At 72.9% G+C, this 23,436-nt stretch carries 19 protein-coding genes and 1 pseudogene; 14 read left to right on the forward strand and 6 right to left on the reverse strand.

Translation table 11 applies throughout. The annotated features are described in order from the left end of the window. Window positions 1-71 precede the first annotated feature (71 nt). Window positions 72-3,332 (reverse strand): formate dehydrogenase, encoded by a 3,261-nt coding sequence (gene fdh, locus ACGFT1_RS35115; RefSeq protein ID WP_373913041.1) that lies wholly within the window; start codon window positions 3,330-3,332, stop codon window positions 72-74. A gap of 177 nt (window positions 3,333-3,509) precedes the next feature. Beyond that, window positions 3,510-3,815 (reverse strand): hypothetical protein, encoded by a 306-nt coding sequence (locus ACGFT1_RS35120; protein WP_373913042.1) that lies wholly within the window; start codon window positions 3,813-3,815, stop codon window positions 3,510-3,512. On the opposite strand from ACGFT1_RS35120, the pseudogene ACGFT1_RS35125 reads away from it, so the two are divergent. Further along, a pseudogene (locus tag ACGFT1_RS35125) lies at window positions 3,814-4,341 on the forward strand (cbb3-type cytochrome c oxidase subunit I); the annotation flags it as partial. The gene ACGFT1_RS35120 and the pseudogene ACGFT1_RS35125 overlap by 2 nt on opposite strands. 116 nt (window positions 4,342-4,457) lie before the next feature. Here ACGFT1_RS35125 and nrfD read toward each other — a convergent pair. Genes nrfD through ACGFT1_RS35140 form a run of 3 tightly spaced genes read right to left on the reverse strand, consistent with a single transcriptional unit; the run spans window position 4,458 to window position 7,004 of the window. Further along, on the reverse strand, window positions 4,458-5,516 hold the full coding sequence (nrfD, locus tag ACGFT1_RS35130; RefSeq protein ID WP_373913043.1) for an NrfD/PsrC family molybdoenzyme membrane anchor subunit: 1,059 nt from the start codon (window positions 5,514-5,516) through the stop codon (window positions 4,458-4,460). Further along, entirely contained in the window at window positions 5,513-6,559 is a 1,047-nt protein-coding gene (locus ACGFT1_RS35135) for a 4Fe-4S dicluster domain-containing protein (RefSeq protein ID WP_373913044.1), read from the reverse strand. The genes nrfD and ACGFT1_RS35135 overlap by 4 nt, the downstream gene beginning before the upstream one ends. A 16-nt stretch (window positions 6,560-6,575) precedes the next feature. Then, the gene (locus tag ACGFT1_RS35140; protein WP_373913045.1) at window positions 6,576-7,004 is read right to left on the reverse strand and encodes a hypothetical protein; all 429 of its coding nucleotides are present in this window, start codon (window positions 7,002-7,004) and stop codon (window positions 6,576-6,578) included. Window positions 7,005-7,027: 23 nt separating this feature from the next. On the opposite strand from ACGFT1_RS35140, the gene ACGFT1_RS35145 reads away from it, so the two are divergent. Continuing rightward, window positions 7,028-7,594: a cytochrome b N-terminal domain-containing protein gene (locus ACGFT1_RS35145; protein WP_373913046.1), complete on the forward strand. Its 567-nt coding sequence runs from the start codon at window positions 7,028-7,030 to the stop codon at window positions 7,592-7,594. A 272-nt stretch (window positions 7,595-7,866) separates the two neighbouring features. On the opposite strand, the gene ACGFT1_RS35150 is transcribed toward ACGFT1_RS35145, so the two are convergent. Further along, entirely contained in the window at window positions 7,867-8,505 is a 639-nt protein-coding gene (locus ACGFT1_RS35150) for a ScbR family autoregulator-binding transcription factor (protein WP_373913047.1), read from the reverse strand. 175 nt (window positions 8,506-8,680) lie between these two features. Here ACGFT1_RS35150 and ACGFT1_RS35155 point away from each other — a divergent pair, with 175 nt between their 5' ends. The 12 genes from ACGFT1_RS35155 (at window position 8,681) to ACGFT1_RS35210 (ending at window position 23,415) form a co-directional block, all read left to right on the forward strand. Beyond that, window positions 8,681-9,688, forward strand: a complete 1,008-nt coding sequence (locus ACGFT1_RS35155; RefSeq protein ID WP_373913048.1) for a ScbA/BarX family gamma-butyrolactone biosynthesis protein — start codon at window positions 8,681-8,683, stop codon at window positions 9,686-9,688. Beyond that, on the forward strand, window positions 9,685-10,614 hold the full coding sequence (locus tag ACGFT1_RS35160) for an NAD-dependent epimerase/dehydratase family protein (RefSeq protein ID WP_373913049.1): 930 nt from the start codon (window positions 9,685-9,687) through the stop codon (window positions 10,612-10,614). The genes ACGFT1_RS35155 and ACGFT1_RS35160 overlap by 4 nt, the downstream gene beginning before the upstream one ends. Window positions 10,615-10,764: 150 nt before the next feature. After that, window positions 10,765-11,700: a hydroxyacid dehydrogenase gene (locus ACGFT1_RS35165; RefSeq protein WP_373913050.1), complete on the forward strand. Its 936-nt coding sequence runs from the start codon at window positions 10,765-10,767 to the stop codon at window positions 11,698-11,700. Window positions 11,701-11,730: 30 nt separating this feature from the next. Beyond that, a complete protein-coding gene (locus ACGFT1_RS35170; protein WP_373913052.1) occupies window positions 11,731-13,167 on the forward strand; it encodes a M20/M25/M40 family metallo-hydrolase in 1,437 nt (478 codons plus the stop codon). Continuing rightward, window positions 13,164-14,144: a 2,3-diaminopropionate biosynthesis protein SbnA gene (gene sbnA / locus ACGFT1_RS35175; RefSeq protein WP_373913053.1), complete on the forward strand. Its 981-nt coding sequence runs from the start codon at window positions 13,164-13,166 to the stop codon at window positions 14,142-14,144. Before ACGFT1_RS35170 ends, sbnA begins: the two co-directional genes overlap by 4 nt. 48 nt (window positions 14,145-14,192) lie before the next feature. After that, window positions 14,193-15,200: a 2,3-diaminopropionate biosynthesis protein SbnB gene (gene sbnB / locus ACGFT1_RS35180; RefSeq protein ID WP_373913055.1), complete on the forward strand. Its 1,008-nt coding sequence runs from the start codon at window positions 14,193-14,195 to the stop codon at window positions 15,198-15,200. A gap of 41 nt (window positions 15,201-15,241) precedes the next feature. After that, window positions 15,242-16,507, forward strand: coding sequence for a hypothetical protein (locus ACGFT1_RS35185; RefSeq protein ID WP_373913056.1), 1,266 nt, complete (start codon window positions 15,242-15,244; stop codon window positions 16,505-16,507). A gap of 3 nt (window positions 16,508-16,510) precedes the next feature. After that, on the forward strand, window positions 16,511-18,313 hold the full coding sequence (asnB, locus tag ACGFT1_RS35190) for an asparagine synthase (glutamine-hydrolyzing) (RefSeq protein WP_373913057.1): 1,803 nt from the start codon (window positions 16,511-16,513) through the stop codon (window positions 18,311-18,313). 65 nt (window positions 18,314-18,378) lie between these two features. Next, window positions 18,379-19,377 (forward strand): aspartyl/asparaginyl beta-hydroxylase domain-containing protein, encoded by a 999-nt coding sequence (locus ACGFT1_RS35195; RefSeq protein ID WP_373913058.1) that lies wholly within the window; start codon window positions 18,379-18,381, stop codon window positions 19,375-19,377. A 57-nt stretch (window positions 19,378-19,434) separates the two neighbouring features. Next, window positions 19,435-20,835 (forward strand): acetyl-CoA carboxylase biotin carboxylase subunit family protein, encoded by a 1,401-nt coding sequence (locus ACGFT1_RS35200; protein ID WP_373913059.1) that lies wholly within the window; start codon window positions 19,435-19,437, stop codon window positions 20,833-20,835. Beyond that, the gene (locus tag ACGFT1_RS35205; protein WP_373913060.1) at window positions 20,832-22,151 is read left to right on the forward strand and encodes a DUF1116 domain-containing protein; all 1,320 of its coding nucleotides are present in this window, start codon (window positions 20,832-20,834) and stop codon (window positions 22,149-22,151) included. Before ACGFT1_RS35200 ends, ACGFT1_RS35205 begins: the two co-directional genes overlap by 4 nt. 13 nt (window positions 22,152-22,164) lie before the next feature. Further along, window positions 22,165-23,415: an MFS transporter gene (locus tag ACGFT1_RS35210; protein WP_373913061.1), complete on the forward strand. Its 1,251-nt coding sequence runs from the start codon at window positions 22,165-22,167 to the stop codon at window positions 23,413-23,415. The last annotated feature ends 21 nt before the right edge of the window (window positions 23,416-23,436 follow it).

Here is a 23,436-nt window from a genome sequence, read left to right on the forward strand (position 1 = left end):
AGTACCCACACCCGCGCGACCGCCACGCCACCCGCCGCACCGGCCGGCCGGCACACCGGGCGGCGCGGACATCAGAGTTCGGTTCCGGTGTGCTCGTCGATGCCCGCGCGGGCCCGGTAGGCGCGCACCAGCTCCGGGGCGGCCGGTCCCCGCGGCCGGCGTCCCGCACGGATGTCGACGGCGAACGCCTTGGTCTCCTGGATGTGGGTGTTGGGGTCGAGGGACATGTGCAGCAGTTCGTTGGCCGCGTCCCCCGTGGTGTAGCCGTTCGGTCCCCAGTGGTAGGGCAGCCCGACCTGGTGGAGAGGGCGTCCGTGCACCGTGAGCGGCGGCACGCGGTCGGTCACCAGCACCCGCGCCTCGACGACCCCGCGCGCGCTCACGATCGTCGCCCAGCCGGTGTGTTCCAGACCGCGTTCGGCGGCCAGTTCCGGCGACACCTCGCAGAAGAACTCGGGTTGCAGTTCCGCCAGGTAGGGCTGCCAGCGGGACATGCCGCCCGCGGTGTGGTGCTCGGTGAGCCGGTAGGTGGTCGCCACGTACGGGAACACCTCCGAGCCCGGCTCGGTGCCGCTGGGCTGGTAGCGGTTGTCGGGGTGCGGCGGCAGCAAGTGCCGTACCGGGTTGCGCTGCCGGCCGTACAGCAGGTTCGGGTACGGCGAGTCCTGCGGTTCGTAGTGGGTGGGCAGCGGGCCGTCGGTGAGCCCCGACGGCACGTACAGCCACGCCTTGCCGTCCGCCTGCATGATGAACGCGTCGGTGCCCGACAGGGCGTCCGGGCCGGTCGCGTCCGGCGGTGGCTGGTACCGGGGCGACTTGTCGGCCTTGAAGTCCGGGACATCGTGCCCGGACCACGCGCCCTTCTCCTCGTCCCACCACACCAGTGCCTTGCGTTCGCTCCACGGCTTGCCGTCCGGGTCGGCCGAGGCGCGGTTGTACAGGATGCGGCGGTTGGCGGGCCAGGCCCAGCCCCACTCGCCGGCCACCCAGTTCTGCTCCTTGCCGGGTCTGCGGCGGGCCGCCTGGTTGACGCCGTCGGCGTAGACCCCGCAGTAGATCCAGCAGCCGCAGGCGGTCGAGCCGTCGTCCTTCAGCTGTTCGTACGAGGTGAGTGGCTCACCCTGCGCGTCGTAGCCGTTGATCTCGGCGAGGACGGCCTCCGCCTCCGGTTCGGCGTGTTCCCCCTTGGTGGGGTAGTCCCAGGCCAGGTCGAGCACCGGCCGGTCCATCTCGTCGGTGGACGCGGCGAGCTTCTCCCGGATGATCCGGCCCAGGTGGTAGGCGAACCACAGGTCGCTGCGCGCCTCGCCGGGAGGCTCGACCGCCTGGTGGTGCCACTGGAGCAGCCGCTGCGTGTTGGTGAAGGTGCCGTCCTTCTCGGTGTGCGCGGCGGCCGGCAGGAAGAACACCTCGGTCCCGATGTCCTCGGTGCGCAGCTCACCGGTCTCGATCTCCGGGCCGTCCTTCCACCAGGTGGCCGACTCGATCAGCGAGAAGTCCCGGACGACCAGCCAGTCCAGCTGGGCCATGCCCAGGCGCTGCATCTTCGCGTCCGCGGAGCCGACCGTGGGGTTCTCGCCGATGAGGAAGTAGCCCTTGCAGACCCCGTCCAGCTGGGCCATCACCGTCTCGTAGGTGGAGTGCGAACCCGTGAGCCTCGGCAGGTAGTCGAAGCAGAACTCGTTCTCCTCGGTGGCCACCCCTCCCCAGTACGCCTTGAGCAGGCTGACCAGGTAGGACCGCATGTTGCCCCAGTAGCCCTTGTGCGCCGCCTCGGCCGCCACGAAGCTGTCCAGGGTCTCCCGCCGGTGGGCGTGCCGCATGGGGATGTAGCCCGGCAGCAGGTTGAACAGCGTGGGGATGTCCGTCGAGCCCTGGATCGAGGCGTGCCCGCGCAGGGCGAGGATGCCGCCGCCGGGCCGGCCGATGTTGCCGAGCAGGCTCTGGAGCACGGAGGCGGCGCGGATGTACTGCACGCCGGTCGTGTGCTGCGTCCAGCCGACCGCGTAGGCGAACGCGGTGGTCCGCTCGCGCCCGGAGTTGTCCGTGACCAGTTCGCACACCTGGCGGAAGATGTCCTCGGGGACCCCGCAGATCTGCTCGACCATCTGTGGGGTGTACCGGGCGTAGTGCCGCTTGAGGACCTGGAACACACAGCGCGGGTGGGTGAGCGTCTCGTCCCGCTCGGGCTCGCCCCCGGGGAGCGCCGCGCCGCCGGAGCCGTGGGACTCGCCGCGCGCGGCGTCGGTCACCGTGCTGCCGCCGTCGGTGCGCTCCTCGTACTCCTGGTCACGCTCGCCGGAGGCGGCCTCGACCTCCGTGCCCGCGTACTGCCAGGTCTCGTTGTCGTAGCTCCGGGTGTCGGGGTCCAGTCCGGAGAAGACGCCGTCGAGATCCTCGGTGTCGCGGAAGTCCTCCCTCAGCACAATGGGGCCGTTGGTGTACGCGACCACGTACTCGCGGAAGGACTTGTCGTTCCGCAGGACGTAGTTGATGATCCCGCCGAGGAACGCGATGTCCGTGCCCGCGCGCAGCGGCACGTGCAGGTCGGCCAGCGCGCTGGTGCGGGTGAACCGCGGGTCGACGTGGATCACCTTCGCGCCCCGCGCCTTGGCCTCCATCACCCACTGGAAGCCGACCGGATGGCACTCGGCCATGTTCGAGCCCTGGATGACGATGCAGTCGGCGTGCTGGAGGTCCTGCTGGAAGGTGGTCGCGCCGCCGCGTCCGAACGAGGTTCCCAGACCGGGAACGGTGGAGGAGTGTCAAACGCGCGCCTGGTTCTCGACCTGGATCGCTCCCAGCGCGGTGAACAGCTTCTTGAGCAGGTAGTTCTCTTCGTTGTCGAGTGTGGCTCCGCCCAGGCTCGCGATGCCCAGGGTGCGCCGGGTGCGGGTCTCGTCGACCTCCCACTGCCAGCCGGTCCGGCGCGACTCGATCACCCGGTGGGCGATCATGTCCATCGCCGTGCCGAGGTCCAGCCGCTCCCAGTCGGTGCCGTGCGGGCGCCGGTACAGGACATGGTGCTCGCGGGCGTCGCCGGTGGTCAGCTGGAGGCTGGCGGCGCCCTTGGGGCACAGCCGGCCGCGCGAGACGGGGGAGTCGGGGTCGCCCTCGATCTGGGTGACGCGCTCGTCCTCGACGTACACGTTCTGGCCGCAGCCGACCGCGCAGTACGGGCAGACGGACTTCACCACCCGGTCCGCCGAGGCGACCCGCGGGCGCAGCCGCTCACTGGTGCCGCTCTTGGCGGCGGCTCCCCGGCCCAGCGGGTCCGTCCCCTTCAGCTGGCGGTAGACCGGCCAGGAGTCGATCCAGGTGCGCACACCCATCACACCCGCCTTTCCCGTCGTACTCGATGCGGCCGCGGGTACCCGTCCACCCGCCGTTCGGTCAGCCTCCGTCCTGTGACGATTGTTCCGCAGGCGTGCGGACACGGCATCCGGAGGCGGACCGCCGTCGTCCGGCGGCTTTCCGGCGGCCGTCCCCGCTCCCGGCGGGCACGGCGGTCAGGCGTCGTGGGAGCGCGCGGCCCGGCGCATCTGGGCGTCGCCGTCGGCCCGGGCCCGCAGCCAGTCGCGTACGGCCGGTTCGCCGGCCGGGTTCTTCGCTGCCGGGTTCACCAGGTGCTGGGTCGACTCCTGGGGCATTCCGGGGCGGTGCTGTTCGTCGGTGGTGAGCGTGTCACCGCCGTCCGCGGGCAGCCCGGTGGCGATCAGGAACGCCTGTCCCGCCGGTATGCCGAGGCGGCGCCCGGCCTCCTCGTAACCGAGACCCTCGGCCAGCAGCCGCCGCACCTGTTCCTGCGTGGGCATGGCACCGGTTCCCTTTCTCCCCCTCCTCACCACGGCCGCGGGTACCCGCGGTGGCCGAGCCCGAACTGCGCACGCCGCCTCACGGAGCGCCGCCCCCTCCCTCCCGCCGGTGCCGGTGGTGCCAGGCGAGGGCGCGCCGGACAGCACCTGGTCGACGCCCACACTCAGCCAGCTGTTCACCATCCACGGCTCCGGCCTGATCTACTTGGTGCTCACCCCGTTCGCCGTCGGGATGGGCGTGTACCTGGTGCCCCTTCAGATCGGCGCCCCCGGCATCGCCATTCCCCGGCTGACACTGCTGGGCTACTGGCTCTACGTGTTCGGCGCGGTCGTCATACCGGCGGGCTTCGCCACCCCGAGCGGCGCCCACGACGACGGCTGGTTCTCCTACCCGCCGCTGGCGGACAGCGCCCACTCGCCCGGCGCCGGCCCCGACCTGTGGATCGCCGGGGTCTTCCTCGCGACCACCGGAACCATCGTCATGGGCAGGGCGGTCCTGTGGACGGTGCTGCGCAAGCACACGCAGGGCATGACCATGCTGCGCCTGCCGGTGTTCTCCTGGTCGATGATCGCCACCTGCCTGATGCGATGTCCGGGGGCCGGCGGACGGCGCCGCCCTCCCCGCGCCGACAGGGTCCCGCGTCAGGACTCGGATCCGGCGGTCCCGGTCCGGGCCGAGGCGGAAAGCGAGCGGGCCGCCAGCCGCTCCCGCTGGGGCACGACGGTGTACCTGGGGTCCTCCGCCGAGGCCACTCCCGCGTGGAAGATCCCGAACCGCAGGGCCGCGGAACCGGCCAGCAGCGCCGCACCCGCCACCGCGGCGGACACCCGGCTCCGCCCGCCGGCGTACGCCCCCAGCGCGGTACCCCCGATGGTGAGCGCCTCCGCGGCGCGCAGCAGCGCCTGCGGCCTGCCCCGCTCCAGCGGCTCGGCCGCCAGCCCCATCCGCCGCTTCATCAGCTGGAACGAGCCCAGTTCGAGCGCGGCGCCGAGAACGGCCAGGCGGCGCGCCGGGCCGGTCTGCCCCGGCGGCACGCAGGCCAGCGCCAGCCCGGCCGCCGCGGTGGCGCCCGACCCGGCGAACACGAACGGCATCTCCCGGTACCCCTCGTGCCACGTCGGCACGGCGGTGTCGGAGATCAGCACGGCGGTGTACGTGGCGACGGCCGGCCCGAGCACGGCGGCGGACGCGGTCGCGGCCGCGCCCACCAGGCGGTACCGGCCGGCGATGTCGGTCGCGGCGGCGGCCAGGGTCAGCGGCGCGTAGCCCATCAGCAGCCACGACCCCACACTCATGGGGGAGGTCGGCTTGAACACCCGGAGCATGTTGATGAAACGGGCGGGCCGGCCCAGGTCGTGCACCAGCGCCACCAGGGAGAGGGAGATCGCGCCCGCCGCCCCGGTCTTCGCCGTCCGGGCCAGTGCCGGCCGGCCGGTGACGTGCGCCCCGGCGCCCAGCAGCGACGACGCCCCGGCGAGTCCCCCCAGGTAGAGGTAGCCCGCGATGTCCAGGGGCTTCCAGGTCGGCTTGTTCAGGACCGGCTTGCCGTAGTACGAGGAGAATTCGGCGTCCGGCACCATCGCCCGCTCACCGCGCCCGCGCCCGCGGCGCCGCCGGCGTCCCGCATACGCGCCGGTGAGGGCGTCGCGCCCGGGGCGTGCGCCCTCCACACCGTCCCGGGTGACATCGGAACCGGTCATCGCGGCCTCCTCACGAAGCCGGCGGCGGCCAGCGCGGCGAGTGAGACGGCGGCCGCCGCCGCGTGCCGCCACATGGCCGGCAGGTCACGGGTGGTGACGACCGGGTCGGGCGGCAGGCCGTAGACCTCCGGCTCGTCCAGCAGCAGGAAGAACGCCCCGTCACCGCCGACGCCGTCCTCGGGGTCCTCGCCGTACAGCCGCGCGTCCGTGACACCGGCCGCGTGCAGCTGGGCGACCCGGGCGGCGGCCCGGTCCCGCAGCTCGTCCAGCGGCCCGAACTGGATGGAGTCGGTCGGACAGGACTTGGCGCAGGCCGGCTCCATACCCACGCCGAGACGGTCGTAGCACAGCGTGCACTTCCACACCCGCCCGTCGTCCTGGCGCTGGTCGATGACGCCGTACGGGCAGGCGGGCACGCAGTAACCGCAGCCGTTGCAGATGTCCTCCTGGACGACGACCGTGCCGAACTCGGTGCGGAACAGCGAGCCGGTGGGACACACGTCGAGGCAGGCGGCGTGCGTGCAGTGCTTGCACACGTCCGAGGCCATCAGCCAGCGCAGTTCGGTGCGGCCGTCGGGGGACACCGGGGAGATCTCCCCGGCCGGCGCGCCCGCGGGGGCCGCACCGGGCGGGGGAGCGGTGGCCCCCGGGCCGGGCGAGGCCGGGCCGGGGGCCAGAGCGGACGCGGCGGCGAACACGTCGAGGTCCTCGTGCCCGACCCCGGGCTCCTGGCCGCCGAACGGCTTGCGCTGCTCGATGAAGGCGACGTGCCGCCAGGTGTCGGCGCCGAGGCCCTGCGTGTTGTCGTACGACATGCCGGTCAGTTCGAGGCCGTCCTCGGGGACGGCGTTCCACTCCTTGCACGCCACCTCGCACGCCTTGCAGCCGATGCACACCGAGGTGTCGGTGAAGAACCCCATGCGGGGCGGGGCGTCGGCGTACCCGGCCGCCCGTGCCACGTCCGGCTGCGGGCCGGAGAGCAGGTTCTCCCGCGACGCGGCCCCGTCCTCCCGGGCCGCCCGTGCGGCGGTGTCGTCCGTCATGCCCCGGCCTCCTCGCTCACCCGTCGCTCTCCTCGGCCTTCCCCGGCGCGGCCCGCACCACCTGGACACGGTGGAGCTGTCCCTCGGTGGCGGGCAGCTCCACCCGCTTGCCGAAGTACCACCGGCTGGGCGCGTTGCGGATCCGGTGCTTGTGGAACCAGCGCCACACCTCCGTGCCGTGAGCCCGCGGCCGTGGCACGCCGCGCACGAGGATGCGGTACGCCTCGGACGCGGGCAGCAACGTCCGCGCCTCCTGGTATCCGCCCTCGGGGCCACGCCGCACCTCGCCGGTCGCCCGTCCCTCCAGCAGACGCCGCCGGTCGGCCGCCTGCAACCCCAGGCACGCACGTTTCGTGGCGTGATGGACGATGAACGGCACCACGTACAGCGCGGTGCGGAAGGTGTACGTCAGCACCTCCAGCCGGACGTCGAAGACGTGCACCAACCATGACGTCCTGCCCGCCCGCCATGAGCAGCACGGCGTACGCGGAGACGGCGGCGGCACCCGGCGCGGTGCGGGCGATCATCCTGCTGCTGCCCGGGCTGCTGCTGGCGCTCGTGGTGGTCCACCTGGCGCTCGTCATCCACCAGAAGCACACCCAGAGGGCCGAGCCCGGCCGGACGGACCGCGACGTGGTCGGCAAGGCGTTCTTCCCGCAGTACACGGCCAAGTCCGCCGGCCTGCTGTTCGCCGTCGCGGGCGTGCTCACGCTGATGGCCGCGGTGATGCAGATCAACCTGGTGTGGAGCTTCGGTCCCTACCGTTCCGACCAGGTGTCCACTACGCCGGGCTTCTCGGCCTGCCCGCCACCCGCTGCGAGCGGCCCGGGCAGGTGGCCCCCGTCTGGCAGGAGGCGCTGGCCGGCCGAGGGCCGATGCTGCTGGAGTTCCTGGTGGACGGTGACACGCCTCCCGACCGGGCGGAAACCGGCGGGACGCGGGGACGCCGCGGAGCCGGCACTCCGGTCCACCGGTACGGGCGCGTGGCGCAGGAAGATCGCCGCGACCGTGGGTGACCTCTTCGGCAGCGCCTGACGGTCACGCGAGGGCCACGACAGGACGAACGGCGGTGCGCCGCGGCTCGGCCGCCGCCGGGGACGCGGGAACGGGAGTCGGCGCTCCGGCCGACGGGTACAGGTACGGGTGCCGGACACGGCCGCTCGGAACACCACGAGGGCCGCTTCGGGAAGTCTTGAGGGGGGCGGCTGCCCGTTGGCCGGTCCCCCGGCGGGGCGGCTGCCCGGCGGCCGGTTCCCCCGGCCGGGAACACCATGTCCCGGCCCCGGCCTTACCGTTCTGTCGGGCCGTCAGCCCACGTCGCCGGCCGGGCCGAGTTCCGGTGAACCCGCCGGCAGCGCCCTGCGCACCGCTTCCGGCGTCGCGATGCCCGGGAGGATCTGCTGCCACCAGAGCGACAGGCGCTCGTGCAGATCGCTGAGGCCGCACTTGACGTGGGAGAGCATCTGGATGCCGGTGAAGGAGCCGACCACACTCGCCGCCACATCCTCCGGAACGACGTCCTCCCGCAGTTCTCCGGCGCCCTGGGCGCGCACCAGTTCCCGCCCGAAGGCCCGCAGCCACCAGTCGTACAGGTCGGAGTCGTTCGCCTGGAAGGTGCCCCGCTCCACCGTGAGTCTTATGCTCGCGCGGAACAGGACGTCCGTGCGCAGCCGTTGGGCCAGGAGATGGGTGAGGTCGATGACCTGCTGCAAGGGGGACAGCGACGGCGTGCGGGGTTCGACCGGGACCTCGGTCTGCGCGGCCATCACCCCTCGCGCGATCTCCTCCTTGGACTTGAAGTGGAAGTACATGGCCCCTTTGGTGACGCCACTGCGCTCCTGGATCTCGTTGATGCTGGTCGCCGCGTAGCCCCGTTCGTCGAAGACCTTGGCCGCGCCGACCAGAAGCCTTCGCCTGGTTTCGATCGCTCGTTCCTGTTGCGCCATCGTGTGCTGACCTCGTTCCCGGACATGTCAGGTTCATGAAGTGACTGGTTGCATGCCCATAAAACAAAACGTACGTTGGGTATTGTATGGCTCAACAGTCGTTCCTTACCATCTGCATCCCGGCGGGCCGCTGAGCGGTGTCCCTGGGAAGCAGCGTAGACAGGAGCCGCGTGACATGTCGGTCGATCTTTCCGAACCCCTGGCCCTCACCACCCGCACCACGTCGCTCACCGGACGCCCGCGCCCCCTCTCGTTCGAGCAGACGGCACCCCGCGATCTCGTCCACCGCAGAGCGATCGGGGAGGTGCTGCTCACCGACTGGATACGCCTCGGAGCCGACCGCTTCGCCATAGGAGCCCAGTGGCCCCGCGGCCACGGCTTCTACCAGCCCGTCGGCGGGCGCTGGCACGATCCGCTGCTGGCCGCCGAGAGTATCCGCCAGACGTCCTCCCTCGTCAGCCACCTCTTCTACGACCTGCCCCGTGATCATCCGACGCTCATGACGGAGCTGAGCATCCACCTGTGCGCGGACGCCCTGACGCTCGACGGCCACCCGGCCGACGTGGAACTGACCGTCGACTGCACCGACGTGACCTTCCGGGGCAGCCGCCTCGCGGGCATGACGATGGACGTCGGCCTCACGCGGGGGCAGGTCCCCATGGGCCGCGGCCGGATGACCCTCAACTGCCTGCGGCCCGCCGTCTATCGGCGGCTGCGGGGCGCGCACGCCCAGGTGCCCGACAGCCTGCCCGAACCGCCCGCGCCCGTCCCTCCCCGCGAGGTCGGCCGGGCCGCCGAGGCGGACGTGGTGCTCGGCCGGCCGCCGGCGGACCACGGCACGCGGGACGCGCACGAGGGAGTCTGGCCGCTGCGCGTCAACTGGGCGCACCCCACCCTCTTCGACCACCCCACCGACCACGTCCCCGGCATGCTTCTGATGGAGGCGGCGCGGCAGGCCGCGCAACGCCTCGCCGGCCCCGGCGCGGCCCTGCTGCCCGTGATGACCAACCACTTCCACAGTTATGTGGAGTTCGACGCCCCCTGCCTGGTCCGGGCGCGGCTGTCCGGCGGCGACGGCGCCCGCGAGGTGCGGGTGACCGCCGAACAGGACGGCGCCCTCGTCTACGAGTGCGTACTCGCCGTCCACGCCACGCCGGCACCGTGGGGCGGCGCCGCCCGGTGAACCACCCCCGTGTCCTCGTCACCGGTGGGTCCGGGTTCATCGGTGGCACGGTCCTGCCGCTGCTGCGCGCCGAGGGAGTGCGGGTGCGCGTGCTGGCCCACCGGCGTCCCCCGTCCCGGGGGCGGCACTTCGAGGTCGTGGACGGCGACCTCACGGACCCGGCGTCCCTGCGCGGTCTCTGCCGCGGTGTGGACCGCGTGCTGCACCTCGCCTCCTACATCGGCAAGGACGAGCAGCGCTGCCTCGCGGTGAACGCCGACGGCACACGCCATCTGCTGGCCGAGGCCCGGCGGGCGGGGGTGAACGGCTTCGTCCAGCTGAGCACCGCGGCCGTGTACGGCAACGGGCCCTTCCGCGGGACGGCCGAGGGCGAGGCGGAACCGCGGCCCGTCTCGGCGACCAGCCGCAGCCGCCTGGCCGGCGAGCGGCTCACGCTCGGGGCGGGCGGCTCGGTCCTGCGGCCCTACCTCGTATACGGCCGGGGCGACCAGTGGGTGATGACGGGCCTGCTGCGGATGCTGCGTGCCCTGCGCTCGGGACTGCCGGAGAAGGGTTCGGCGCTGCTGTCGCTCACGGAGGTCGGCAGCCTCTCCGCTGCGCTCACCCGCATGGCGGTGACCGCGCCGGCGCGGCAGGCGGCCGGCGTCTTCCACGTGTGTCCGCCCCGGCCGGTCAGCCTGCGCGAGCTGGTCGCGGCGACGCACCGGCACCTCGGCTTTCCGCTGGTGCGCGGTGATCAGCCGTTCGAACGGGCCCGGGAGGAGCTGGTCGCCGCCGGGTGCGACGGCCACCTCCTGGACCTGTTCGGGGTCGACCACTGGTTCGACGCGTCCCGGCTGCGCACCGTGGGCGGCTGCGCCCCGGGGGCCGGACTGTCGGCGGGCCTCGCGGCCCACGCCGCGTGGTACCGGGAGCAGTTGCTCTGACCCGGGCTCCGGGGCACGGGAACCCGGGGAAGTGACGCAGGACACACACCGGAAACCTCCACGAAAAACAATCCGAACGTTAGGCTTTCTGTGAAACAAACCAAACGTTTGGCTTAGGCGTGTGATCCCGTCCCCTCCAAGGAGAGAACCGTGCCTTCACCGATCGTGGTCGTGAGTGACGCGCTGCCCGGCGACACCGTCGCCGCCCTAGAGGTCACGTGCGAGGTGCGGCACGTCGACGGCCGCGACCGCCCGGCCCTGTTCGCGGCCCTGCCGGACGCCGATGCGCTGATCATCCGCAGCGGTACCCGGGTCGACGCCGAGGTGCTCGACCGGGCGCCACGGCTGCGCATCGTCGCACGAGCGGGCGTCGGCCTCGACAACGTGGACACCGCCACCGCCCGGGCCCGAGGCATCACCGTGGTCAACGCCCCCGACTCCAACACCGTGAGCGTCGCCGAACTCACCGTGGGCCTCATCGTCGCCTCGGTGCGCCACGTCAAGGCCGCGACGCGCTCCTTGACGGACGGCGAGTGGCGCCGGTCCGACTTCGTCGGGGCCGAGCTCGCGGGCCGGACCCTCGGCATCGTCGGTTACGGCCGGGTCGGCAGGCAGGTCGCGCGCCGGCTGGCCGCCTTCGACATGCGCATCCTCGCCCACGACCCGTACGCGGACACCAGCCACGGCGACGTGCGTGCCACCGGGCTCGACGAACTGCTCGCCTCCAGCGACGTCGTCACCCTCCACCTGCCCAAGACCGCGCAGACCGCAGGACTGGTCGGCGCCCGCGAACTGGCCCTCATGAAGCCGACCGCGCTCCTGGTCAACACCTCCCGCGGCGGCATCGTCGACGAGGACGCCCTCGCCCGGGCACTGCGCGAAGGGCGGCCGGCCGGCGCGGCACTGGACGTCTTCGCCACCGAACCCCCGGGCCGCTCACCGCTGCTCGCCCTGCCGAACGTGCTCGGCACCCCGCACCTGGGAGCCGGCACGCACGACGCACAGCTCAGGGCCGGACGGGAGGTCGTCCAGAAGGTCCTCGCGGAGCTGGACCCGCTGCTCCGCCCCGCGCCCACCGCCGCCTGAGCGACCGCACCCGCATCGCCGGAGACCCCCATGTCTGCTGCCCCCACAGCCGCGACCGTGCGTGCGCTGATGCCCAGAGCCCGCGAGGACCTCGCGGAACTGGTCGCGCTGCGCACCGTCGCCCGCACCCCGTCCCTGGACCACTTCCACCGCGCGGCCCGCCGGATCGGCGCCCTGCTCGCGGACGCCGGCCTCTCCGAGATCCGGCTGCTCCCCTTCGAGGACGGCACCGAGACGGTCTACGCCCGCCGTCCCGGACCACCCGGAGCGCCGACCGTGGCGCTCTACGCCCACTACGACGTCGTGTCCGCACAGGACGAAGCCGCCTGGAGCTCACCCCCGTTCGAGCTGACCGAACGCGACGGCCGCTGGTACGGCCGCGGCAGCGCGGACTGCAAGGGCAACGTCGTCATGCACCTCACCGCCCTGCGCGCACTGCAGGATGCCCTGACCGGCGAGCCGTACCCCGGCCTCGACCTCGTCGTCCTCGTCGACGGCTGCGAGGAGCCCGGCGACGCCGACCTGGAGAAACTGCTGCGCGCGCACCCGGACCTGCCCACACCGGACGTCGTCGTCGTCGCGGACACCGGGAACGCCGCCTCGGGCACCCCCACCGTCACCACCTCCCTGCGCGGTATGGCCGTGGTCGAGGTCGAGATCTCCACCCTGTCCAGGACCCTGCACTCGGGCCAGTACGGCGGGCCGACCCCCGACGCGCTGACCGCCCTGATCAGCCTGCTGGCCACATTGCACGACAGCCAGGGCAGCCCGTGCCTCCCCGCGCCGGGGGCCGCCGCGGCGGCCCCGCCGGAGCACACCGCGCGGTACACCGAGGCCGACTTCCGCGCCGAGGCCGGCGTGCTGGACGGCGTCGCCCTCCTGGGCGCCGGTACCATCGCCGACCGGCTGTGGAACCAGTCTGCCGTCACCGTGCTCGCCGTGCAGTCACCGCCCCTCGACGACGCCGTACCCGCGCTCCTGCCGTCGGCGAAGGCACTGCTCAGCGTCCGCACCCCGCCCGGCGCGGACGTCTCCCGGGTCCACGAGGCGCTCGCCGACCATCTGCGCGCCCGCACACCCTGGGGAGCGCACCTGGACATCCGGCGCGTCACCAGCGGCCCGTCCTTCCTCGCGGACACCGGCGGAACGGCCCACGCCGTGATGCGCGACGCCCTGCGCGACGCCTTCGGCACCCAGCCCCTGGAGGTCGGGGCCGGCGGCTCCATCGCCGTCTGCTCCGCCTTCCGGACGCTCTACCCCGACGCCGAGATCATCCTCTGCGGCGTCGAGGACCCGCCGTCGAACATCCACGGCACCGACGAAAGCGTCAGCCCGGCGGAGATCGCCGCCCTGGCCCACGCCGAAGCCCTCTTCCTGCGCCGTCTCGCCGACGCCCGGCCGGACCCGCACCGGCCCGGCGACGGCGCGACCCGCACCCCGCCGAACGGACAGCAGGAGAACCGATGATCTACCAGCGCGCCTGCGACATCGTGACCGACGACGTCTTCCTCGAACTCGACGGCCTCCTCCCCGACAGCCGCCTCTTCCTCAAGCTGGAGGGGATGAACCCGGCGGGATCGGTGAAGCTCAAGTCCGCGCTGGGCATGGTGGAGGACGCCGAACGCAGGGGCAGGCTGTGGCCCGGCGGCCGCATCGTGGAATCCTCCTCCGGCAGCCTCGGCATCGCCCTCGCCGTCATCGCCGCGGCCCGCGGATACCACTTCACCTGCGTCACCGACCCGAACGTCTCCCCGCAGAGCCTCGCCCTCATCCGCGCCCTCGGCGCCGAGGTCGTACAGGTCACCCGGCGGGACCGCAACGGCGGCTACCTCGGCACCCGGATCGCCCGCATCCGCGAGATGACCGACGCCGACCCGGCCCTGGTGTGGCTCAACCAGTACGCCAACCCTGCCAACGCCCAGGCCCACGCGCGGCGCACCGCGACCTCGATCCTGAAGAACATCGGGCACGTCGACGCCCTGGTCGTCGGCGCCGGCACCACCGGCACGCTCATGGGCTGCACACGGCACTTCCGGGCGTTCTCGCCGTGGACACGGATCATCGCGGTGGACACCACCGGATCGGTCACGTTCGGCGGTCCCCCCGGCCCGCGCCACATCCCCGGACTCGGCACCAGCCGCCGCCCCGAACTGTGCCGGCCCGACCAGGTGGACGACGTCGTCCTCGTCGACGAGTCCGACGCCGTCCGCATGTGCCGGCGCCTGGCCCGCGAACACGGCCTGCCCGTCGGAGGATCCACCGGATCCGTGCTCGCGGCGCTGGAGACGATCGCCGGCCGGATACCCGCGGACTCGCGCGTCGTGGCGCTCTCCCCGGACATGGGCGACCGCTACGCCCAGACGATCTACGACGACATGTGGGTCGCCGCCACCCTCGGCACCGACGTCCTCGACGGCACCCGCGCCCATCCCGTGGCCGTCTGACCAGCCGCCGGCACACCCCACCCACCGGTAACGAGAGAAGAGACCCGCATGTTCGACTTCCACGTGGTGGGCGGCGCCGCCCTGCGCGCCCTCATCGACGTCTCGCGCCCCGACATCGTCGAGACGGTCCGCTCCGCCTACCTCACCCACGACGCCGGCGACTCGGTCAACCCCAACAGCTACTTCCTGCGCTTCCCCCAGAAGCCGGACGCCCGCATCATCGCGCTGCCCGCCCACCTCGGCGGCGACCACAGCGTCTCCGGCATCAAGTGGATAGCCAGCTACCCCCGCAACATCGAACGGAACATCCCCCGCGCCTCCGCCACGCTGCTCCTCAACGACTACGAGACGGGCTACCCCTTCGCCTGCCTGGAGGCGTCACAGATCAGCTCCGCCCGCACCGCCGCGTCGGCCGTCCTGGGCGCCCAGGAACTCACCGGCGGACGCACGGCGGACCGTGTGTGCGTGGTCGGAGCGGGCGTCATCGCGCGCAACATCGCCGAGTTCTTCGCCGCCCAGTCGTGGTCCGTGGGCCGCTTCGTCGTGCACGACCGGGAAGCCTCCTACGCCGCCGCCCTCACCCGGCGCATCAGCGGGCTCGGCTACCGGGCGGAGCAGGAGGACTCCTTCGCACGCGCCTCGGCCGACGCCGACATCGTCGTCTTCGCCACCACCGCGCCCGAACCCTGGGTCACCCGGGCCGACGCCTTCGCTCCCCAACAGACCGTGCTGAACATCTCCCTGCGGGACCTGGGCCCCGAACTGATCGCGGGCGCGCAGAACATCCTCGACGACGTCGACCACTGCCTGACCGCCGACACCTCACCCCACCTGGCCGAACAACTCTACGGACATCGCGAGTTCATCGACGGCACCCTCGCGCAGGTGCTGCGCGGCGAGGTGACCCCGGCAGCCGACCGGCCGCGGATCTTCTCACCCTTCGGGCTCGGCGTCCTCGACCTCGCGGTCGGACACCGCCTCTACCGGCAGGCCGTCGAGAAGGACCTCGCCGTCTCCGTGCCGGGCTTCTTCGGCGAGACACAGCGCTGGAGCTGACGCACGCGCTCACCCGCCCGCCCGACGAAAGGCACCCCGTCATGCCCCACATCACCGCCACCGCGCTCCGGGCCCCCGTCCCCGCCCGTGAGGCGGAACTGGCCGCCCTCGCGGCCGGCCACGCCCAGCGCTTCCCCTGGTACCGCGACCTGCTCCTGCGCCGCGGCGCCCTGGGCTCCGGCGACCTCTCCGACCTCCCCCTCGTCGCCACCGGCCTGCTCGGCGCCCACTACTACACCGCGGAGCACCCGCAGCTGCCGGACGCCTCCGCCTACCTCACCTCCGGAACATCCGGCGGACAGCGCAAACGCATCCTCTACTCGCCCGCCGACGACGACGCCTACGTGGCCCAACGGCGCGCCCTGTTCGGTGAGTTCACCCAGGACGTGCCGCGCGGCGCCGTCGCGGTCGCCGATCTCGGCACCGGCCACGCCGCGGCGTCGGCACGCCGCGTCTTCCTCGAACTCGGCTTCGAGGCGCACGACATCGACTTCACCCGGCCGGTGGACGAGCACGTGAAGAAGCTCAGCGCATGGCAACCCCAGGTGTTCTTCACGATGCCGATGATCCTCGACCGGCTCCTCCAGGCCGGTCCCGGCCTGGACATCCGGCCCCGCAAGATCATGGTCGTGGGCGACGTCGCCCCGCCGGCCTGGCGCGCCCACGTCGCCGAACGCTTCGGCCTGCGCCCCGAGGACATCCTGGACGTGTTCGGCTCCATCGAGATCGGCGCCATCGCGTACTCGTGCGCGGACACCGGCCTCTACCACTTCCACGACCACATCCTGCCCGAGGTACTGCCGCCCGAGGACCTGCCCGGCCTCACCGAGCACGACCGGGTCCCCTCCCGGCGGGAAGGCAGCGGAGCGCTGCTGCTCACCTCCTTCGCCCGCAGCTACTTCCCGGCCGTCCGCTACGTGACCGGCGACGCCGTCACCGGACTGCGCCGTATCCACCACGCGGGCCGCGAGGTGTACGCCTTCGAACGCATAGACGGACGCCTCGCGGGCGACCTCAAGCACGGCGAACGGATCAGCAACCACGACCTCACCCAGATCATGGCCGAGGTCTTCCCCGGCCGCCCCTTCGAAGCGGCGGACGACGACGGCCTGGTCATCCGGGTCGTCACGGACACGATCGGCGACGGACAGCTCGCCGCCGTACGCACCGCCATCGACCGGCAGGCCCCGGACGTCGCCCAGATGATCGCGTCGGGGCTGGTCGGACCGGTCCGCGTCAGGGCCGTCCCACCGGACGGACTGCGGTCCGGACACGCCAAGCGCCGCCTCGACCTGAAGGAGGGCTGACTGGTGTGCGGAATCGCCGGAACGGTGTCCCTGGGACACACGTCCGTCCACGCTCCCTACGCGCCGGCCGCCTGCGCCGCCATGGCGCACCGCGGCCCCGACGAGACGGGTTCCTTCGCCACGGCCGAGGCCGCCCTGGCCATGTGCCGGCTGAAGGTCATCGGCCTCCACGACGGCTCCCAGCCCGTCTTCAGCGATGACGGCACCGTCGTCTGCGTCCTCAACGGCGAGATCTACAACCACCAGGAGCTGCGCGCGCTCCTCGCCGCCCGGGGCCGCCCGGTGCGCGGCGGCAGCGACGCCCAGATACTCCCGCACCTCTACCAGGAACTGGGCGAAGGGTTCGTCGAGCGGCTGCACGGCATGTTCGCCGTGGCCCTCTACGACACCCGCGCCGGCCGGCTCCTGCTGGCCACCGACCGGGTCGGCAAGAAACCCCTGTTCTACGCGGCATCCGACGGCGGCGGCGTCGCGTTCGCCTCGGAACTGTCCGCACTGATGCTGCACCCCGGCATCAGCCGGGACACCGACCCCGTCGCCGTCGACCAGTACCTCAGCTACCGGGTGGTGCCCGCACCCCACACCATCTACCGGCAGGTACGCAGGCTGGAACCGGCCACCGTGCTGGTCCTCGAGCGGGGCCGCCCCGAACGCCGCCGCACCTACTGGCGGTTCGCCTTCACCGCCGAGCTGACCGACACGCCGGAACAGGAGATCGACGACCGGATCGACGCCCTGCTCCAGCAGGCGGTGCACGACCGGCTGGAGTCGGAGGTGCCGCTCGGCGCCATGCTCAGTGGCGGGCTCGACTCCAGCCTGGTGGTCGCCATGGCCACCCGCCAGCTCGGCCGGCCGATCCACACCTTCTCCGTCGGCTTCGACAACGACGCGTTCGACGAGTCCGTGCACGCCCGCGCCGTCGCCGAGCATTGCGGCACCCGGCACCACGTCTACCGGATCGGCGCCTCGGACGCGAAGGAGGCCGTCGACACCATCCTCACCCACATGGGAGAGCCCTACGCGTTCCCCTCCGCGATCGCCGCGTCCTGCATGTACAAGCTGGCCAGGCAGCACGTCACCGTGGTCCTGACCGGCGACGGATCCGACGAGATCTTCTGCGGGTACGGCCGCTACCGGCGCCTTCGCGATCTGCGGGGCGGCGGTGACCTCGCCGACCGCTACGAGAGCGTCCTCGTGGACGGCGTACCCGGGCCGCTCAAGAACCGGCTGTACGCCGCCGGCTTCGCCGACCGGATCCCGGGCCACCCCCACAACTACCTCCGGGCGCGCTTCGGCCGCACGGACCCCGCGGTCCCGGACCTGGACCGCGCCATGCAGGTCGACAGCGGATTCTGGCTGTCCGACGCGCAGCTGGTGAAGATCGACAGGATGTCGATGGCACACTCCGTCGAACCCCGCAGCCCGCTCCTCGACCACCGGCTCATCGACTACGTCACCCGCGTCCCCGCGGCGCGCAAGCTGATCGGCGCACACGAGAAGGCGCCCCTCAAGCGCGTGGCGGCCCGTTACCTGCCCCGGCAGATCCTGGAACGCCGCAAACAGGAGCTGGCCGTGCCCCTGGAGAGCTGGCTGGGCGCCGAGTTGCGCACCACCATCAGCGACACCCTGCTGTCCGAAGCCTCCCTGGAACGCGGCTACTTCGACCCGGACGCCCTGCGTTGCCTGGTCCGCGGGGCCCGTCCGGAGCACAGCTACGCGCTGTGGACGCTGTACATGCTGGAGCGCTGGCACCAGCTGAACGAGAGCAGCGAGGCTCGCGTGACGGCCGCCGTCGCCCACGCCTGACCCCGGAACCCCACCGCGACCCCCTCCGCGCACCCGTATCCCCACCCCCGCGAAGGAATGTCTCCATGTCATCCTCTGCCGCACTCCTGAACACCCCGCCCATGCCGGCCGAAGGCGTCCGGCTCAAGCCCGCCTTCGACGCCGGCCGCCTGCTGCGCGAACTCACCTCCGTACGCGAGCACACCTGGGAACAGCAGCGCGTCTACACCGAGGACGGTGTCGGCGCCGCCACCGAGGTCGACTGGCGGTGCCTGGCCCTGCGCAGCCCGGGCGGCGACGGCGACCGCACCGACCCCGGCGGCCCCGGCCCGCGGGACTTCGCGGACACCGTGTGGCTCGACCGCATCCCCTACGTCCGCGAGGTGCTGGACTCCATCCCGGCCCCGCTGCACGCCGTACGGTTCATGGCCCTCGGCCCCGACACCGTCGGCATCGACCACACCGACCCCAAGTACGGCCCCCGCTGGGGCGTCGCGCGGCTGCACGTGCCGGTGGCGACCAACCCGGACGCCGTGCTCGTCCTCGACGGTGTGGAACACCGCTGGCAGCCGGGGGAGTTCTGGTTCGGCGACTTCAGCCGCACCCACCGGGTGCAGAACACCGGCACCGAAACCCGCGTCCACCTGGTCATCGACGTCCTGGTCACCCCCGGCCTGGCCGCCCTCTTCCCGCAGGACTGGCAGGCGTACTTCCGCGACGGGGAGATCCTCTTCAACCGTCAGGAATGCCCCCAGACCCCGGACGAAAGGCGCCGGCTCGCCACCCGCTTCCCCGTCCCGGCCACCTTCCACCTGTGGGAGGCCGACACCCCCCTGTCCGCCGACCAGCCCCAGGAGACGGCGACGCTCACCGAGGACGGCGAACAGATGACGCTCCGGCTGCCCGGCGACCGCGTCTTCGCGCTCGTGCATCTCGGCGACAACGAGTACCGCCTCGCCGGCTGGAGCGAGGAGCGCACCCTCCAGGTCTTCCCCGACGGACCCGAACCCCGGGTCGTCCTGCGCACCCGGGAGGGCAGCCGGGTCCACGAGCTGACCGTCACCGCCGAGCGCCTCGCCGCCTGAGGCCACCACCGTGCGGGGCGCGCCACACCCGCGCCCCGCACCCGACAGAGGGAAACCATGACCGCCTTCCGCGACAGTGGTCCGCCGCCCGGGGCGGACGCCGCTGACACCCACCGGCCCGCCGTCGTCGTCATCACCGACCTGGTCGTCCTCGCCAAGCACCTGCGCCTGCTGGACGCGGCCGGACGACGCGGGCTGACCCCGCTGTTCGTCTTCGGACCCGAGACACCCGCCGACGAGCTGGCCAGGCACCGCCGCGACCCGCGCCACCCGCTCTCCCGCCTCGCCGACGACGACGTCCGGCACGTCACGGACACCTCGCTCGACACCCTGCTGCACGGCGTCGCGCCCTGGCTGCGCGACCGGCAGGTGCGCGCCGTCCTGAACGTCGGAGAGGTCTTCGTGGAGGCCGCCGGCGCTCTCGCCCAGACGCTCGGGCTGCCCGGCCCCGGTACCCATGCCGCGCGCGTCTGCCGCAACAAGCTGCTCCAGCGGCTGGCCGCCCCCGCCCTGGCACCGGGCTGGACCCTGCTCGACCCGGCCCGCGGCACGGCACCCGAAGGCTGGGACACCTTCCCCGCCGTCCTCAAACCGGCCTCACGGATGTCCAGTTCCGGCGTGCGCGCGATCACCGGACCGCACGCCCTCCCCCCGCTGCTGCCCGGCTACGGCCCCGGCGAACTGCTGCTGCTGGAGGAACGGATCGCCGGTGCCGAGTTCTCCGTGGAGAGCCTCGTGCGCGACGGCGCCGTGCTCTGGGCGGGCATCACGGCGAAGGACACCAACGAGTCCGGCACGTCCTTCTTCACCGAGACAGGGCACACCTCACCCGCCCCGCACCTCACCCCGGAGCAGGAGAGCCTGCTGCTCGACGCCAACACGCAGTTCCTGCGGGCCGTGGACTTCGGCACCGGCATGAGCCACGCCGAGTTCCGGCTGACCGCCGGGAACCGCGTCGTGCTGATGGAGGCCGCGGCGCGTCCGCCCGGCGACGCCATCACCCGCCTGTGGCGCCTGGCCACCGGCATGGACCTGGACGCCGCCCTGCTCGACCTCGCGCTCGGCACCGAGCCGGCCACCGCACCGCCCCGGCGCCGGGCCCGGCAGGTCTACCTCGACCATCCCCGCGGACTCCTGGCGGACGTGACCGCCGAGACGGCACCCGTCCACTGGGTCAGCGAAGAGGGCCGGTGGCCCGACCTGCCGCCGGCCGCGCAGGGCGCACCGTCCCGGGACCACGCCGTCCTGGTGAGCCGCCACCGCGGCGACCTGCTCGGCGACCAGTCCGACTCCCAGGGGCGGTCCGTCTCCGTCGTACTGGACGGCGCCCTGGACGCCGACCTCGACCGCGCCGCGCACGAGGCCGCCCGACGAGTGACGATCCATACCGTGCCGCCCGCCGCCGCGACCGACGTGCCCGCCGCGACCCCGGCGCCCACCGGGGAGGCCGTACGGTGACCGGCCGTCCCGCCACCGCGCCCGGCGCCGGTGCCGGCACGCGCACCGCGCGAGACGCGGCGAACGCACAGGCGGTGGCGCGCCTCGTCGACGCCCGCCCGGTGCTGGAGACCGTCGCCCCCGCCGGCGAGGTCGTCCCCGGCATGACATCCCGGACCATCCTGCTCTCCGGGCCGCCCATGCCCTGGGAGCGGTACGAGGGCGGTCAGCGCCGCGCCGTCATCGGAGCCGCCCTCCACGAGGGGCTGGCCCGGGACGAGGCCGAGGCCGACGCCCTGCTCGCCGACGGCACGATCGAGCTGCGCCCCTGCCACGACCATGCGACGGTCGGCTCGCTCACCGGCGTCTGCACCGCGTCGATGCCGGTGGCCGTCGTCCGCGACGAGACCTCGGGCCGGCACGCGTTCTGCCGGATGAACGAGGGCCCCGACCGGGCCTCGCTCACCTTCGGGGTCTGGGACGACGGGGTCGGCACCCGCCTGCGGCACGTCTGCGACGTCGTGTCACCCGCGCTCGCCGAGGCCCTGGACCGCATGGGCGGACTGCCGCTCGGCCCGCTCATCCGCAGGGCCCTGACGATGGGCGACGACCTGCACAGCCGGCACAAGGCCGCCGCCGCGATGCTGCGGTCCGCGGTGCTCGACGCCGTACTGGACCTGTCCCACAACGGGGTCACGGAGCGCCACCGCGCACTCGCCGCCTACCTGCGCTCCGCGGAGTACCTCTTCCTGCACTTCGTGATGGCGGCCGCGAAGGCCGCCGCCGACAGTGCCTCCCACATCCCCGGCAGCACGCTCGTCACCGCGATGAACCTCAACGAGAAGGAATTCGGCCTCCGCGTCTCCGGTCTCGGCGACCGCTGGTTCACCGTCCCCCTCCCACCGGTGTCCACGCTGCGCGGCCGGCTCTACGACGGCTGGACCACCGAAGACCTCGCGTACGTCGGCGGCGAGAGCCTGATCACGGAGACCGTCGGCCTCGGCGGCATGGCTGCCGCGGCCGCCATGCCGCTCCAGGACCACTCCGCCGGCACACCGCAGGAGATGATCCGGCTCACCGAGCGCATGTACCGGATCACCCTGCGCGAACACCCCCACTACCGCATCCCCGCCCTCGCCTACCGCGGCACGCCCTGCGGCATCGACGTGACGCGCGTCGCCGAGACCGGGATCGTGCCCGCGATCCACCTCGGCGCGACGTTGCGCGACGGCGGCCACGCCGGCGCCGTCCTCTTCCACCCGCCGCTCGAGCCCTTCCGGCAAGCCGCGCGCCTGCTGTCCGCGCCGTCCGCCGCCGCCCCGCCCACCACCGCTTGACCCGGAGATCCACGTGACCCCCTCACCCCCCTCCCGCCAGGAGACGGACGCCCCGTCCCCCGCCGCCACCGCCGACGGCACCGACCGGCCGGCCGCGCCCGCCGCCCTGCTCGGCCCTGTGCGCAGCTGGCTCGCCGTCGTCGCCGTCGGCATGGGCGTCTTCGCCTTCACCACCACCGAGATGGTCCCCATCGGACTGCTCCCCGCGATGAGCCGCGACCTGAGCGTCTCCGAGGGCACCGTCGGCCTGTCGGTGACCCTGTACGGCGCCATCGCCGGCTTCTTCGCACCCGTCCTGACGGTGGCGACCCGCCGGCTCGACCGCCGCCTGCTGCTGATGCTGGTCCTCGCGGTCTTCGTCGCCGGCAACGCCTTCACCGCGCTGTCGTCGTCGTACGCCGTCCTCATGGTCTCCCGGCTGCTGACGGGTTTCGCCCACGGTGTGATGTGGTCGATCGCCGCGAGCATCGCCATCCGCCTGGTGCCTCCCGCGCAGGCCGTGCGCGCCACGGCGGTCGTCTTCAGCGGCATCTCCATCGCCTCCGTGGTCGGCGTGCCGTTCGGCACCTTCATCGGGAGCCTGTCCGGCTGGCGCACCGCGTTCTGGGCGATCTCCGGGATCGGTGTCCTGATCCTCGCAGCGGCGGCCCTCCTCCTGCCGCCCCTCGCGCCGCGCGCCGTGGTGCGCCTGGCCGAACTGCCCCGGCTGCTGCGGGACGGCAACCTCCGCATCGCCACGCTCGTCACGGCCGCCATGGTGATCGGCCACTTCGCCGCCTACACCTACGTCACGCCGTTCCTCGAACAGGACGCCGGCATCCCCTCCCACTGGGTCAGCGCACTGCTGCTCCTGTACGGCGTCGCCGGTGTCGTCGGCAACTTCGCGGGCGGCGCCGCGGCGGGGCGGGCGCTGCGCGCCACCACGCTCACCTGCATCCTGCTGCTCGCCGCGGCCGTCGTCCTGCTGGTGGTCAACGGCCGGTGGCATCCGGGCACCGTGATCCTGCTCCTGGTCTGGGGCATCGCGTACACGGCGCTCCCCGTCTGCCTCCAGACCCTCGTCTTCGCCAGCGCCCCCAAGGCTCCCGAGGCGGCGACCTCGCTGTACATCTGCGCCTTCAACGTCTCCATCGCGCTGGGCGCGCTGGCCGGCGGCTGGTTCGTGGACGCCTCGGGCCCGTCCGCGGTGATGTTCCTCGGTGCCGGCTTCAGTGTGTGCGCCGCCCTGCTGATGACCCGGTACCGCGTCACCCGGCCCCAGTAACCGCCGGCACCCGCGTCCCCG

It is taken from the genome of Streptomyces sp. Y20 (assembly GCF_043195475.1).
GTDB lineage: Bacteria > Actinomycetota > Actinomycetes > Streptomycetales > Streptomycetaceae > Streptomyces.